Raw genomic sequence first — 13416 nt, forward strand, 5'->3', positions numbered from 1 at the left:
TTATCTCTCGGGCTCGTGATCAAGCGGCCGAGTCTCGGCCGGCAGATGGGGGACGATATGGGAACGACGCTGACGGCCGGCGCGGTGCGCCGGACATCGCCCGCGGCGCGCCTCCTCGGCGTGCTCTCGGTGATCCTGGTGGCCGCGGGTCTCTCCGGCTGCGGAGCGGTCAACCGGGTGCCGACGCTGCAGGAGCAGGCCAAATCCGCGTGGAGCGAGGTGCAGAACCAGTACCAGCGCCGGGCCGACCTGATCCCCAACCTCGTCGAGACCGTGAAGGGCTACGCCCAGCAGGAGAAGGACGTGCTGATCGGCGTCACCGAGGCGCGCGCCAAGGCGTCGAGCGTGAAGGTCGACGCCTCCACGGTCAGCGACCCGCAGAAGTTCAAGGAGTACCAGGACGCCCAGAACCAGCTCTCGGGCGCGCTCGGTCGCCTGCTGGTGACGGTGGAGAGATACCCCGACCTCAAGTCGAACCAGAACTTCCTCGCCCTGCAATCCCAGCTGGAGGGCACCGAGAACCGCATCGCGGTGGCGCGGCGCGACTACATCACGGCGGTCCAGGCCTACAACACGGAGGTGCGCACGATCCCGGGCCGCTGGATCGCGGCCGTGCTGTACCCCGACGCCAAGCCGATGGAGACCTTCACGGCCACGCCGAACGCCGACCGGCCGCCGAACGTGAAGTTCTAGGGTGGCGCATATGGGCCGGACCGTGTGCCGGGCCATGCCCGTCCGGGCGCGGCACGTCCTGTCGCTCGCCGTCCTGGCGGCGTGCCTGACGATCACCGCGATCGGGGCGATGGCGGCCGAGCTGACCTTCCAGCCGATGACCGGACGCGTGGTCGACGCGGCGGGCATCCTGACGCCGGAGCAGCGCGGCACCCTGGAGGCCAAGCTCAAGGCACACGAGGACAAGACCTCGGATCAGGTGGTCGTCGCCACGGTGCCGAACCTGCAGGGCACGACCGTCGAGGACTACGCCAACCGCCTGTTCCGGGACTGGAAGCTCGGGCAGGCCAAAACCAATAACGGCGTCCTGCTGCTGGTGGCGCCGAGCGAGCGGAAGGTCCGGATCGAGGTCGGCTACGGCCTGGAGGGGGCGCTGACCGACGCCCTGTCCAAGGTCATCATCGCGAGCGCCATCACGCCGCGCTTCAAGACCGGCGACTATTTCGGCGGCCTCGACGCCGGCGTCGACGGCATCCTGTCGATCCTGGCCGGAGACGCGCAGGACTGGCAGCGCAAGCCCGAGGTGCGGGCCGACGAGGTCGATCCCGCCCAGGTGGCGGTCTTCGTCATCCTTCTCCTGATCGTGGTCTTCGTCGCGTGGCGCATGAGCCGGGGCGGCCGGTCGAGGCCCGGCGGCCTCGTCATCCTGCCGGGGCCCGGCTCGGGCGGCTGGGGCGGCGGCTTCTCGGACGGCGGCTCGGGCGGCTCCTCGGGCGGTTTCGACGGTGGGTTTTCCGGCGGCGGCGGCTCGTCGGGCGGCGGAGGGGCCTCCGGTGACTGGTAGACGCGCGGCTGTCCTGACACCGGAAGCGCGGGAGCGGCTGGCACACGCGGTCGGGCGCGCGGAGGCCGGGACCTCCGGCGAGATCGTCGTGATGGTGAGCCGGCGCGCCGGCGCCTACCGCTCGATCGTGCTGCTCACCGCGCTCGTCGCGGCGCTGGTCCTGCCCTGGCCGCTGATCGCCCTGACCGCCTGGAGCGCCGCGTCGATCCTGCTGGCGCAGGCGGCCCTCGTGGCGGCGATCCTCGCGGCGAGCCAGAACGAGCGGCTGCGCATGGCCCTGGTGCCGCGCCGCCTGCGTCGCGCCCGCGCCCGGGAGGCGGCCCGGCGGGCCTTCTGGTCGCGCGGCCTGAGCCTGACGCGCCGGCGCACCGGGATCCTACTCTACCTGTCGCTCGCCGAGCGGCACGCCGAGATCGTCACCGATCTCGGGGTCCTGCGGGAGATCCCGCCCTCCGCCTGGGACGGGATCCTCGCCGAGCTGATACCGGCGCTGGGGCGCGGCGCCATCGAGGACGGCCTGACCGCCGCGGTCGCGCGCGTCGGGGCCTGCCTGGCGGAACATCTCCCGGCGGGTCCGGGCGACCCCGACGAGCTGCCGAACCGGGTCGTCGTGGTCGACTGAGGTCGCGGTCAGCCGCGGTCCGCCGTCGTCCGAACGGAGGACGCGCCGCGTGCCGGCAGGCCGCACGATCGCTGTGGCCTGTGACACTCCGATATTGCGTCGGGCTTCAACCGGATGCGATGGTGCGGCGCCGCACCAAGCACCCTGGGGTTGTGTAACTGCGGTGGACCGGCGGCGATTTCCCCTGTGAGTCCGGCGCGCCGGGGGCCACGGGGCGCCCGCGCCTGAAAGCGCCGGCACCCGAGCAGGAGCGACGCCGGCACGACCGGCGGCGCGAGGAGGCCGTGATGAAGATCCTGATCGCCGCGACGCCGCTCACCGGCCACGTGAACCCGCTCCTCGCCATCGGCCGGACGGCGGCGGCCCGGGGGGATTCCGTCCTCGTGCTCACCGACCCGGCCTTCCGGCCGAAGGTCGAGGCGGCGGGCCTGCGCTTCGCGCCCTACGCGGACAACCACGCCGCCGAGTACCGCGAGACCGAGCTGCCGGCCGGCCCGGAGCGCTACCGCCGCGAGTTCGAGCGCCGGTTCGTGGATCCGATGCCGGTCCAGGCCGCCGCCCTGCGGGCGCTGATCGCGGCCGAGACGCCCGACGTGATCCTGGCCGGCAGCATGTTCCTGGGCGCGCTGCCGCTGCTCCTCGACAGCGCGCAGCGGCCGCCGATCGTGACCGTCAACGTCAGCATCCTGTTCCTCGACCGGCCCGACCACGCGCCCGTGGGCCTCGGCCTGCCGCCGGCCCGCGACCGGGACGACCTCGTCCGCTACGCCACCCTGAAGGCCGGCATGGACGCGGCCTTCGTCAACCCGGTGCGGGCCTACACGGACGCGAAGCTCGCCGCGCTCGGCCTGCCGCCCCTGCCGGCATCCCTGCCCCACTCGATCGTGGTCCTGCCGGACCTGTTCCTGCAGCCGACCGTGCCGGGCTTCGAGTACGAGTACGGCACCCTGCCGCCGGGCCTGCGCTTCATCGGCCTTCTCCAGCCGCCGACCCCGCCCGCGCCGCTCCCGGGCTGGTGGCCCGATCTGGAGGCGGCGAACGCGGCGGGCCGGCCCGTCGTGCTGGTCACCCAGGGCACGCTGGCCAACGCGGATTTCGGCGAGCTGGTCGAGCCGACCCTGACCGCCCTGGCCGACCGGGACGATCTGCTGGTCCTGGCCACCACCGGCGGCCGCCCCGTGGACGCGCTGAAGGTTCCGGTTCCGGCCAACGCCCGCGTGTCGTGCTTCCTGCCGTTCCGCGAATTGCTGCCGCGGGTGAGCGTGCTCGTGACCAACGGCGGCTACGGCAGCGTCTCGCAGGCGCTCGCCGCCGGCGTGCCGATCGTCTCGGCCGGCCTGACCGAGGACAAGGCGGAGGTGAACGCGCGCATCGGCTGGTCCGGCGTCGGGATCAACCTCGGGACCAACGCGCCGGGCCCGGAGGCGGTCGGCGCCGCGGTGGCGCGCGTGCTCGACGAGCCCGGCTTCCGCGCGCGCGCCGGGGCGCTGCGGGACGCCTTCGCGGCCCGGGACGCCATGGCGTCGATCCTGACGGCTCTGGACGATCTCGCGCGCGCCGTGGCCGATGCCGGGATCGCGCGCCCGCTCGCGAGGTCGGCGTGAAGCCGGCCTCCGACGCGGCGGCGCTCCGGGTCGTCGTGGATCTCAACCGCTGCCAGGGCTACGCCCAGTGCTGCTACGCCGCGCCGGACGCCTTCGCGATCCGCGGCCACGAGATCCTGTTCTACGATCCCGCGCCCCCGGCCGACCGCCGCGGCGCCATCGAGCGGGCCGTGCAGGCCTGCCCGGTCCGCGCCATCAGCCTCCAGGCCGGCCCGGACGACGGGGGCGCGCCGTGAGCCCCGAACCCGCCGGCATCGTGGTGGTCGGGGCCTCGCTCGCCGGCCTGCGCGGCGCCGAGGCGCTGCGCCGGGGCGGCTACGACGGCCCGCTCACCCTGGTCGGCGCCGAGCCGTACCGCCCCTACGACCGCCCGCCCCTGTCGAAGCACGTGCTCGCCGGCGAACTCGCCGCCGACGCGACCCGGCTGCCGGAACTGGCGGATCTGCGCGCCCGCTGGCGCCTCGGGAGCCCGGCCGTCGCCCTCGACCGGGCGGCCCGCACGCTCCGGCTCGCCGACGGCTCGGCGCTGGCCTACGAGGCCCTGCTGATCTGCACCGGCGCCGAGGCCCGGCCCTGGCCGGCCGAGACCGGCGGCGGGCTCGCCGGCATCTTCACCCTGCGGGGGCGCGACGACGCGGCCGGCCTGCGGGACGCCCTGCTGGCGCGCCCGCGTCAGGTGCTCATCGTCGGCGGCGGCCTGATCGGCTGCGAGGCGGCCTCCTGCCTGCGCGACCTCGGGCTGCCCGTGACCCTGGTCGACCCGAACGCCGCGCCCCTGGCCCGGGGTCTCGGGGCCTTCGTGGGCGGCGTGATCGCCGAGCGCCTGCGGGAATCCGGCGCCACGTTCCGCCCCGGCACGATGGTGCGGGCCTTCGAGGGTGACGCGTCCGGGCACGTCGCCCGGGCCCGGCTGGCGGACGGCAGCGCTATCGAGACCAACCTGGTCATCGCCGCCCTGGGGGCGACCCGGGCGACCGGCTGGCTGCGGGACGCGGGCCTGCGCGCCGATGCCGGCGGCGTGACCTGCGACGCGGCCTGCCGGGTCCTCGACGCCGCCGGGGCGCCCTGCCCGGACATCTACGCCGCGGGCGACGTCGCCCGGTGGCCGATCCCGCTCTACGGCAACCGCCTGATCGCCGTCGAGCACTGGGGCAACGCCGTCGAGCAGGCCGCGCACGCCGCGCGCAACTTGCTGGCAGGCCCCGGCGACCAGCGCCCCTACGGCCACCTGCCGGCCTTCTGGTCGAGTCAGTTCGGGATCAACATCAAGCTGGTCGGGCTCCCTGACGGCGCCGATTCCGTCGCTGTGGTGCAGGGGTCCCGGGCCTCCCGCCGCTTCCTCGCCGTCTACGGCCGCGCCGGGCGCAGCGTCGCGGCCGTCTCGTTCGATCAGGCCCGCTGGCTGCCGGCCTACGCGGAGGCGATCACGGCCGGCGACCCGTTCCCGCCGATCACCGACGCCACCGACCGGCCCCGCGTCGAGATGGCGGCCCCGGGCTTCCCGCCGCGCCGCGCCGCCCCGGCGCGACCTTCCGCCGAGACCGTCGATGTCTGACGACGCGCTGTTCGCCGCCGTGATGGATCCGGCCAACCGGGCCGACCCGTACCCGCTCTATCGACGGCTGCGGCGGCAGCCGGTCTCCCGCCAGCGCGACGGCAGCTACGTCGTCTCCACGCACGCGGCGATCCGCAGCCTGCTGTTCGACCCGCGGCTCAGCTCCGAAGACCTGCCGCCGCCCCGGCGGCCCCGCACCGGCAACCCGCTCAAGGACCTGATCCTCAACCCGATCAAGAACCGCATCAGCGCCACGCACCGCCCGTTCATCTTCCGCGATCCGCCGGACCACGACCGGCTGCGCAGCCTGGTGATGCGGGAATTCTCGATCGCGCGGGTGCAGGCGCTGCGGCCGCGGATCGCCCGGGAGGTGGACGCCCTGATCGACGCGTGCCGGGACCGGCGGGAGGTCTGTCTCGTGAGCGACCTCTCCTACCCGCTGCCGGTGACGGTGATCTGCGAGCTGCTCGGCGTGCCGCGCGAGGACGAGCCGCGGTTCCAGGCCTGGGCGACGCATCTCGCCACGGCCGTCGAGCCGGACGCGCGCCACGACGACGCGACCCGGCGCCAGATCGTCGGCGCCTTCGACGAGATCGCCGCCTACATGCGCGACCTCATCCGCGAGAAGCGGCGGCACCCGGCCGACGACATGCTGAGCGGCCTCGCCGCCCCCGGTCCGGACGGCCGGAAGCAGATGAGCGACTTCGACCTCCTGTCGACGGCGGTCCTGCTGCTGGTCGCCGGCCACGAGACCACCGTGAACCTCATCACCAACGCCATGCTGACCCTGCTCCGGCATCCCGAGGAGCTGGAGCGGCTCCGGTCCGATCCGGAGCGCGCGCCGCGCCTGATCGAGGAGGTCCTGCGCTACGAGCCGCCGGTGCATTTCCGGACCCGCAAGGCCCTCGGCGCGATCGCGGTGGCCGGCGAGATGATCCCGAAGGGCGCGCCCGTCATCCTGATGTTCGCCGCCGCCAACCGCGATCCCGACCGGTTCGCGGAGCCCGACCGCTTCGATCCCGACCGGGGCGACATCGAGCATTTCGGCTTCGGCGGGGGCCTGCACTACTGCGTCGGCGCGCCGCTGGCGCGGCTCGAGGCCGAGATCGCCCTGGTGGCGCTGAGCCGCCGCCTCGTCGCCCCGCGCCTCGCGGTCGATCCGCCGCCCTACAGGCCGGGCGCGTCGCTCCGGGGACCGGAACAGCTCGGGATCGGCATCGACGGGATCGCCTGATCCGGACCTGGCCGGCGCGAGTCGTAAAGCGCCGGTGAACGGGGCTGTTTCACGTGAAACATTTGTAAACCCCTTCGCCCGAGGCGGTCGGGCGGCGGCTCCGGAACTTGGCCGTACCGAGGCGGGCTTTACGGAAGAACGGCCGAGACGGCCGCGATCCCGAGAGCTCCCGGAGAGACGACGCCATGAAGGCACTGTGCTGGCACGGCCGCAACGACATCCGCTGCGACACGGTCCCGGATCCGGTCATCGAGGATTCCCGCGACGTCATCATCAAGGTCACGAGCTGCGCGATCTGCGGCTCGGACCTGCACCTGATGGACGGCCTGATGCCGACCATGAAGAGCGGCGACGTCCTCGGTCACGAATTCATGGGCGAGGTCGTCGAGGTCGGACAGGGCTTCACCAAGTTCAAGAAGGGTGACCGGATCGTCGTGCCCTTCAACATCAATTGCGGCTCCTGCCGGCAGTGCAAGCTCGGCAATTTTTCCGTGTGTGAGCGCTCGAACCGCAACGCCGAGATGGCGGCCGCGCAGTTCGGCTACACGACGGCCGGCCTGTTCGGCTACTCGCACCTCACCGGCGGCTACGCGGGCGGTCAGGCCGAGTACGTGCGCGTGCCCATGGCGGACGTCGCGCCCATGAAGGTGCCGGACGGCATGGACGACGAGTCCGTCCTGTTCCTCACCGACATCCTGCCCACCGGCTGGCAGGGCGCCGAGCACTGCGAGATCCGGGGCGGCGAGACGATCGCGGTCTGGGGCACCGGCCCGGTCGGCATCTTCGCGATCCAGTCGGCGAAGATCATGGGAGCGGGGCGGATCATCGCCATCGAGACCGTACCCGAGCGGATCGCCCTCGCCGAGAAGGCCGGCGCCACCGACGTCATCGACTTCATGAACGAGGACGTGTTCGAGCGGATCAAGGAGATCACCAAGGGCCAGGGCGCCGACGGCGTGATCGACTGCGTCGGCATGGAGGCGAGCGCCGGCCACGGCGGTCTCACCGGCATGCTGTCGACGGTGCAGGAGAAGCTCACCGCCACCGAGAGGCCCTACGCGCTGGCCGAGGCCATCAAGGCGGTCCGCCCCTGCGGGATCGTCTCGGTGCCGGGCGTCTACGGCGGGCCGATCCCGGTCAACATGGGCTCGATCGTCCAGAAGGGCCTGACCCTCAAGAGCGGGCAGACCCACGTGAAGCGCTACCTCGAGCCGCTGACCAAGCTGATCCAGGAGGGCAAGATCGACACGACCTCCCTGATCACCCACCGCTCGCAGGACCTCGCGGCGGGGCCGGACCTCTACAAGGCCTTCCGCGACAAGAAGGACGGCTGCGTGAAGGTGGTGTTCCACCTGAACTGAGGCGGCGGCGTCCCGGTCTGCGACCGGCCGGGACGCGCCCGCACCGCCGGGCTGTGCGCGGCGTCCCGGAAACGTGTAAGCCGGCCCCGTGCTCACCGACCGCGCGGGACGTCCATGTGCAATCTCTACAGCCTGCGGACCGGCCCCGCGGACCTGCGCCGGGCCTTCGGCATCGCGGAGGATCGCACCGGAAACCTCCCGCTGTTGCCGGCTATCTTTCCCGACCAGCTGGCGCCGGTGGTCCTGACCGGCGCGACCGGCCGGGACCTCGCGATGATGCGCTGGGGCATGCCGGGGCCGAAGGCGTTCGGCGAGCATCCGATCACCAACGTGCGCAACGCCGCGAGCCCGCACTGGCGGCCCTGGCTCGGGGTCGCCCACCGCTGCCTCGTGCCGGTCACCGCCTTCAGCGAGTACGCCGACACCAGGCCGCGCAAGACGCCGGTCTGGTTCGCCCTCGACGAGGACCGGCCGCTCTTCGCCTTCGCGGGGATCTGGCGGCCCTGGACCGGCGTGCGCGGCACGAAGCGCGAGAACCCCGACCGGGTCGCCGAGGAGCACCGGCTCTTCGCCTTCCTGACCACCGAGGCGAACGGCGTCGTCGGGCCGGTCCATCCGAAGGCCATGCCGGTGCTGCTCACGAAGCCGGAGGAGTGGGCGACGTGGCTGGAGGCGCCGACCGCGGAGGCGCTCCGGCTCCAGAGGCCGCTGCCGGACACGGCGATGCGCGAGGTCGCCCGCGGCGCCCGCTCGGACGGGCCGGAGGCCGAAGCCGAGGCGTGAGAGGCGCTAGCCGCCGGCCGGCTCGCCGGAGGCGCCGTCGGGCGCGGCCGACCAGCCGCGCGCCCGCCACCGCGACACCACGGCGGCGTTGAGCCGGGCGATGCGCGCGCGGTGCGCCTCCCAGAACGACATCGGCTTCGCCGGGACGGCGGCGACGCGCGACCGGTGGGCGGGGCCCGAGGGGCGCGCGGCGAGACCGACCGGAGCCGCCGCGCGGGCGCTCGCCCGGACGACGCGCGCCTCCGGGTTGCCGAGGATCGCCTGGGCGCGGGCGCAGTAGAGCTGCGACAGCGGCGACATCGCCTCCGCGCCGTGGCCCGCCCGGTACTTCATGAGGGCGCGGCAGAGGTCGCCGTCGGCCCGGCGCCACGCCTCGGCGAGGTAACGGACGCCGTAGCGGACGTTGATCTCCGGCGAGGCCAGCTCCGCGACGGTGCCGCGGAAGCCGAGCATCGCCGCGGTGGTCGGGCGGACCTGCATCAGGCCGACCTCGCCGACGCTGCCGACCACGGTGGGGTCGTAGCCGCTCTCGATCCGCGCGACGGCGTCGGCCACCGCGAGGGGCAGGCCGGTGCCGGCGGCCTCGCGGGCGATGAGCGGCAGGTAGCGGGCGCGGGCGTCGGCGGCGACCGGTGCGGGTGCGGCCGCAGGCGCGGGCGGGACCGGCGGCAGCGCGGCCATGCCGACGGCGTGCACCGCCAGGAAGGTGGCGGGCCGGGCCTGCGCTGGGGCGGCGCAGGTCAGCAGCAGGAGAAGCAACGGAGCGCGCATCGGCCGCCCTGGAGAGGAACCGGGGCCTGTCTAGCCCGGCCGCCTCAACGAAGCCTTTCGCCGCGGCGCGAGCACCCTACTGGATGGGGCCGCGGTCCCGCGCCTGAAGCAGCCGCAGGGCCTCGCCCAGGACCGCGTGGAGGTCGGCCGCGCCCTGCTGGCTCAGCGGCAGGCCGACCCGCTGCCCGTGGATCGTGTCGAGGACCAGCATGGCGAGGTCCTCGCCGATCAGCAGGTTGGCTCCGGGCAGGCAGAGCGGCAGGACGAAATCGCCCTCGACCTCGCCGAGGGCGTCGACCGCGTCCGCGGGCCGGAAGGGCGGTTTCCGATCGGTCATCGCTCCCCTCCTCACACTTCTCCCGGTGCCGAGCCCGCCGCCGCGGCTCAGCCGCGGTCCGGCATCCGCACCGACCGCACCGTGAGCGTGTCGATCTCCAGCGAGCCGACCTCCAGGGTGCCGACCCGGGCGCGGCCCACCGAGAGGCGGCCGATCGCGAAGGCGCCGACCGCCACGACGCCGAGGGCCGCGGCCCCGAGGGCCAGGGCGCCCAGGGCCGACGCCCCGATCGCCCCCGCGCCGACGGCGCCCGATCCCAGGATCGCCGTGTCTTGGGACGGGATCACCCCCGTCCCGCCGGGGCGGCTCTGCGCCTCCGGAACCCTCGAACGCGACATGCGGATTCTCTCTAAGCGGGCGACTCCGGAGCCAGCTATACCCGACGTTAACCGCGTTTTCACGCCGCTCGGACACGATGGCGCTCGATCCCGGCCGGCCTGGACCGCGCGTCCGCCGCCAGAGAGGACGTCGCCCGTGCAGCACCTGTTCCAGGCCGTCGCGATCTTCGCGTTCGGCTGCCTGCTGATCCATGCCGGTCGCGCCTATGCCCGGGCGACCACGGTCCTGCTCTCCGCGACCGCGCTGATGCTGAGCGTGACCCTCGGCACCGTGCTCTGCCAGCGGATCGGCGTTTCCGGGCGCTCCGTCGCGGCCGGCCCGTCCTACACGGTGGCGCTCGGCCGGCCCGCTCCGTAGAGCCGCGGCCCGGTCGGGTGGGATGCGGCCGAAGCTCGGGTCGGTGTCGCGCGGGAGGGGCCCGTCGGTCGAGCGGGATCAGGGCCAGACGCGGATCGCCACCGGTCGGCGCAGCAGGTCGCGGTCGGAGGTGATCGTGCAGCCCTCCGTGCGCAGGCTCGCGTAGGTCAGCAGCGCCCGGTCGCCGACGTCGTCGAAGTTGCGGCCGCGCGCGTCCGGGTCGAGCAGCGACGGGTAGGCGAGGAGCGGCGCCGTCGCCGCGCACGGGTCGTCGTAGAGGGTCGCGCCCTCCAGGAGCAGGCGCGGGCTGTCCCAGGTGACCAGGTCGCGGGAGGTCGTCCAGTAGAAGCCCGACTGGGGAAAGCCCTCCCCCGCCTTGGCCATGAACACGGCGATCCAGGCGCCGGAGCCGCGGTGCCGGACGACGGCGCCGACCGGGCCCGGGAACGGCCCGACCGGCCGGCAGGTCGCCGTGTTCGGGCGGGCGGCGCGGTAGGGGTCCGGGAAGGCGGCGGTGAAGCCGGTGCCGGTCCAGGCCCGCCACCGGGTCGGGTCGGCCGGGTCGTCGCTGCGGAACAGGCAGACCCCCGCCTCCTGATCGCTGCCGGGCCGGGTCCAGCCGGTGGTCGAGACGAGGACGTAGCGCCACCTTCCGTCGGCCACGATGTTCGACGGGTTGAAGAAGCCGCGGTGGCGGCCCTGGTCGATCTCCTGCCGGAACGGCGCCCCGGCGACGACCGTGGGCGGGCTCTGCCGCGCGAAGCTGCGGCCGCCATCCGCCGAGGCGGCGGCGGTGATCGTGTTGTACCAGCAGGCCATGTAGCTGGCGGCCGGGCAGCGGCCGGGATGCTCGTTGGCTTGGTACTCGTGGTGGAGGAGCGCGGCCACGCGGGTCCCGTCGTCGGTCCAGGTCGCGGTGATCCAGGAGCGGTCGTCGTAGGCGGCCGGGTCGGGCTTCTCGCCCGAATCGAGCACCACCGCGCAGTCGAGCTTGAGATGTTCGAGGTCGGGGCCGCGCAGCGCCCGGTTGCGGTAATGCATCCCGTAGAGCGCCACCGCGCCCGACGCGTCCCGGAAGGCGCGCGCCGGCGCGTCGGGCACGTCGGCGCCGTCGCAGGCGTCGCGCCCCGCCTTGAAGACGAGCGCGGGCGGCCCGACCAGGGTCAGCGCCGAGAGCGGCGGCTCGGGCGCGGCCGCGGCTGCGTGCGGGAGGAGCGGGAGCAGAGTCGGGAGGATGCGCCGCGCGGCCGTTCCGGATCCGCGGCGCGCGGCGCGCGCCCGTCCGGCGATCCCGTTCGCCCATCCCATGGTCGCCACCCGGCTGCGTCCCGGCCGCGCCTGGACAAACAGGCGGAGATTCGCTTGAGAACCCTTACAGAGTGCTTGCCGCGTGCTCGCCGCCGACCGGACGCGCGCGGCCCGACCGAAAGTCATCCATGGTTCTCCTGATCCTCGGGCTGGTGCTGTTCCTCGGCACGCACGCCTTCTCGATGGCCCGCACCCGGCGCGCCGCGATCGTCGGCCGGATCGGCGAGGGCCGCTACAAGCTCGGCTACACCGCCCTGTCGCTGCTCGGCCTCGTGCTGATCGGGATCGGCTTCCACGATTACCGGCTCGCCGGCTACATCCCGGTCTGGGATCCGCCCGTCTGGACGCGCCACCTCGCCCTGACCCTGGTCTGGGCCGCCTTCGTCTGCCTCGCGGCCGCCTACCTGCCGGGCCATATCCGCGCCAAGGCCAAGCACCCGATGCTGCTCGCCGTGAAGATCTGGGCAACGGCGCACCTCCTCGCCAACGGCGATCTCGGCTCGATGCTGCTGTTCGGCGGCTTCCTCGCCTGGGCGGTGGCCGCGCGGATCAGCGCCAAGCGCCGGGACCTCGCCCCCGGGGCGGTCGCGGCCCAGCACGGCGGCCCGGCGACGGCGCCCCTGGGCTGGCGCAACGACGTCCTGGCCCTGGTGATCGGCACGGCCGCGTGGTTCGTCTTCGCCCGCTACCTGCACTACCCGGTGATCGGCGTGCCGGTCTGGCCGGGCAGCGCGGCCTGAGCCGGCACCCGCGGCGGCACCTGAGGCGGCCCTTGAGACATGCTTGAGACATGGCCTGAGACATGGCCTGTCGCCAACCCGCCGCCCGTGTGTTAGGCGCGGGGCCCGAACGAGACGAGGTGGTCCGCTGAAATCATGCGGGCCGGGATAGAATGGCCGAGAACAACGAGTTCCTTCGCGAGGTCGACGAGGATTACCGCCGCGACCGGATCCTCCAGATCTGGAAACGCTACAGCGGCGTGATCATCGCGCTCGCCGTGCTCGTGGTGGCGGGCGTCGCGGGCTGGCGCTACTGGCAGGCCCAGCAGCGCGCGGCCGCCGAGGTGGCCTCGGTGCAGTTCGACGACGCCAACCGCCTCGCCAAGGACGGCAAGGTCGCGGAGGCCGACAAGGCCTTCGACACGCTGGAGGCGCAGGGCCCGGCCGGCTACCGCCTGCTCGCCCGCTTCCGGGCAGCGGCCGAGGCCGGCAAGCGCGATCCGGCGGCGGGGGCGGCGGAGTTCGACAAGCTCGCCGACGATACCGGCCTCGGCGACGGCCTGCGCGACCTCGCGCGCCTGCGCGCCGCGCTGCTGCGCCTCGACGGGCCGAACCCGGACCCGGCGCTCGCCAACCTCCAGGGCCTCGCGGCCGGGACGCCGTTCCGCCACACCGCCCGCGAGATGCTGGGCCTCGCCGCCCTGAAGAAGGGCGATTACGAGGACGCCAGCCGCTGGTTCGACCAGATCGTGGCCGATCCCGACACGCCGCGGAACCTGCGCGAGCGGATCGAGGTCTACGCGGCGATCGTGGCGGGCGGTCCCGTGACCGTGACCGCCGCCAAGCCCGAGCCCGCCGCGCCGCCCCCGCCGATCACGCGCTGATTTCATCGTCCGGACTGTCTCGAGAA

The 13416-nt window shown here is 73.8% G+C and carries 16 protein-coding genes; 12 read left to right on the forward strand and 4 right to left on the reverse strand.

The window, feature by feature from the left end; all coding sequences use genetic code 11:
• Positions 1-69 precede the first annotated feature (69 nt).
• From ACLBXO_RS11425 to ACLBXO_RS11465, 9 genes are all read left to right on the forward strand, one after another.
• A complete protein-coding gene (locus ACLBXO_RS11425) occupies positions 70-693 on the forward strand; it encodes a LemA family protein (protein ID WP_376738905.1) in 624 nt (207 codons plus the stop codon).
• 34 nt (positions 694-727) lie between these two features.
• Positions 728-1516: a TPM domain-containing protein gene (locus tag ACLBXO_RS11430; protein WP_447685518.1), complete on the forward strand. Its 789-nt coding sequence runs from the start codon at positions 728-730 to the stop codon at positions 1514-1516.
• A complete protein-coding gene (locus ACLBXO_RS11435) occupies positions 1506-2138 on the forward strand; it encodes a TPM domain-containing protein (protein WP_091980021.1) in 633 nt (210 codons plus the stop codon). The genes ACLBXO_RS11430 and ACLBXO_RS11435 overlap by 11 nt, the downstream gene beginning before the upstream one ends.
• A gap of 287 nt (positions 2139-2425) precedes the next feature.
• Positions 2426-3742 carry a glycosyltransferase gene (locus ACLBXO_RS11440; RefSeq protein ID WP_447685447.1) on the forward strand — a complete coding sequence of 439 codons (1317 nt, stop codon included), beginning with the start codon at positions 2426-2428 and terminating at the stop codon, positions 3740-3742.
• On the forward strand, positions 3739-3978 hold the full coding sequence (locus ACLBXO_RS11445; RefSeq protein WP_331312682.1) for a ferredoxin: 240 nt from the start codon (positions 3739-3741) through the stop codon (positions 3976-3978). Before ACLBXO_RS11440 ends, ACLBXO_RS11445 begins: the two co-directional genes overlap by 4 nt.
• Complete coding sequence (locus ACLBXO_RS11450) at positions 3975-5297, forward strand: NAD(P)/FAD-dependent oxidoreductase (protein ID WP_447685448.1); 1323 nt, start codon at positions 3975-3977, stop codon at positions 5295-5297. Before ACLBXO_RS11445 ends, ACLBXO_RS11450 begins: the two co-directional genes overlap by 4 nt.
• Positions 5290-6531 carry a cytochrome P450 gene (locus ACLBXO_RS11455; protein WP_447685449.1) on the forward strand — a complete coding sequence of 414 codons (1242 nt, stop codon included), beginning with the start codon at positions 5290-5292 and terminating at the stop codon, positions 6529-6531. The genes ACLBXO_RS11450 and ACLBXO_RS11455 overlap by 8 nt, the downstream gene beginning before the upstream one ends.
• Before the next feature lie 185 nt (positions 6532-6716).
• Complete coding sequence (locus ACLBXO_RS11460) at positions 6717-7892, forward strand: zinc-dependent alcohol dehydrogenase (protein WP_331312684.1); 1176 nt, start codon at positions 6717-6719, stop codon at positions 7890-7892.
• A 114-nt stretch (positions 7893-8006) separates the two neighbouring features.
• On the forward strand, positions 8007-8675 hold the full coding sequence (locus tag ACLBXO_RS11465; RefSeq protein ID WP_447685450.1) for an SOS response-associated peptidase: 669 nt from the start codon (positions 8007-8009) through the stop codon (positions 8673-8675).
• Between the two features lie 6 nt (positions 8676-8681).
• On the opposite strand, the gene ACLBXO_RS11470 is transcribed toward ACLBXO_RS11465, so the two are convergent.
• The 3 genes from ACLBXO_RS11470 to ACLBXO_RS11480 all read right to left on the reverse strand — a co-directional run bounded on the left by ACLBXO_RS11470 (position 8682) and on the right by ACLBXO_RS11480 (position 10121).
• The gene (locus ACLBXO_RS11470) at positions 8682-9446 is read right to left on the reverse strand and encodes a lytic transglycosylase domain-containing protein (RefSeq protein ID WP_447685451.1); all 765 of its coding nucleotides are present in this window, start codon (positions 9444-9446) and stop codon (positions 8682-8684) included.
• 76 nt (positions 9447-9522) lie between these two features.
• On the reverse strand, positions 9523-9783 hold the full coding sequence (locus tag ACLBXO_RS11475) for a hypothetical protein (protein ID WP_331312686.1): 261 nt from the start codon (positions 9781-9783) through the stop codon (positions 9523-9525).
• Between the two features lie 47 nt (positions 9784-9830).
• Positions 9831-10121, reverse strand: coding sequence for a hypothetical protein (locus ACLBXO_RS11480; protein WP_447685452.1), 291 nt, complete (start codon positions 10119-10121; stop codon positions 9831-9833).
• A 136-nt stretch (positions 10122-10257) separates the two neighbouring features.
• Here ACLBXO_RS11480 and ACLBXO_RS11485 point away from each other — a divergent pair, with 136 nt between their 5' ends.
• On the forward strand, positions 10258-10479 hold the full coding sequence (locus ACLBXO_RS11485; protein ID WP_331312688.1) for a hypothetical protein: 222 nt from the start codon (positions 10258-10260) through the stop codon (positions 10477-10479).
• Between the two features lie 78 nt (positions 10480-10557).
• On the opposite strand, the gene ACLBXO_RS11490 is transcribed toward ACLBXO_RS11485, so the two are convergent.
• The gene (locus ACLBXO_RS11490; protein WP_447685453.1) at positions 10558-11787 is read right to left on the reverse strand and encodes a hypothetical protein; all 1230 of its coding nucleotides are present in this window, start codon (positions 11785-11787) and stop codon (positions 10558-10560) included.
• Between the two features lie 128 nt (positions 11788-11915).
• On the opposite strand from ACLBXO_RS11490, the gene ACLBXO_RS11495 reads away from it, so the two are divergent.
• Entirely contained in the window at positions 11916-12527 is a 612-nt protein-coding gene (locus tag ACLBXO_RS11495) for an NnrU family protein (protein ID WP_447685454.1), read from the forward strand.
• Positions 12528-12679: 152 nt separating this feature from the next.
• Entirely contained in the window at positions 12680-13390 is a 711-nt protein-coding gene (locus ACLBXO_RS11500; RefSeq protein WP_331312690.1) for a tetratricopeptide repeat protein, read from the forward strand.
• Positions 13391-13416: the final 26 nt, after the last annotated feature.

Source organism: Methylobacterium sp. C33D (genome assembly GCF_053345825.1).

Bases quoted from the DNA above. Each gene is read 5' to 3' on its own strand.
- ACLBXO_RS11430 (WP_447685518.1), top strand. From the start codon at position 728: ATGCCCGTCCGGGCGCGGCACGTCCTGTCGCTCGCCGTCCTGGCGGCG.
- ACLBXO_RS11440 (WP_447685447.1), top strand. From the start codon at position 2,426: ATGAAGATCCTGATCGCCGCGACGCCGCTCACCGGCCACGTGAACCCG.
- ACLBXO_RS11455 (WP_447685449.1), top strand. From the start codon at position 5,290: ATGTCTGACGACGCGCTGTTCGCCGCCGTGATGGATCCGGCCAACCGG.
- ACLBXO_RS11460 (WP_331312684.1), top strand. From the start codon at position 6,717: ATGAAGGCACTGTGCTGGCACGGCCGCAACGACATCCGCTGCGACACG.
- ACLBXO_RS11465 (WP_447685450.1), top strand. From the start codon at position 8,007: ATGTGCAATCTCTACAGCCTGCGGACCGGCCCCGCGGACCTGCGCCGG.
- ACLBXO_RS11470 (WP_447685451.1), bottom strand. From the start codon at position 9,446: ATGCGCGCTCCGTTGCTTCTCCTGCTGCTGACCTGCGCCGCCCCAGCG.
- ACLBXO_RS11475 (WP_331312686.1), bottom strand. From the start codon at position 9,783: ATGACCGATCGGAAACCGCCCTTCCGGCCCGCGGACGCGGTCGACGCC.
- ACLBXO_RS11480 (WP_447685452.1), bottom strand. From the start codon at position 10,121: ATGTCGCGTTCGAGGGTTCCGGAGGCGCAGAGCCGCCCCGGCGGGACG.
- ACLBXO_RS11490 (WP_447685453.1), bottom strand. From the start codon at position 11,787: ATGGGATGGGCGAACGGGATCGCCGGACGGGCGCGCGCCGCGCGCCGC.
- ACLBXO_RS11495 (WP_447685454.1), top strand. From the start codon at position 11,916: ATGGTTCTCCTGATCCTCGGGCTGGTGCTGTTCCTCGGCACGCACGCC.
- ACLBXO_RS11500 (WP_331312690.1), top strand. From the start codon at position 12,680: ATGGCCGAGAACAACGAGTTCCTTCGCGAGGTCGACGAGGATTACCGC.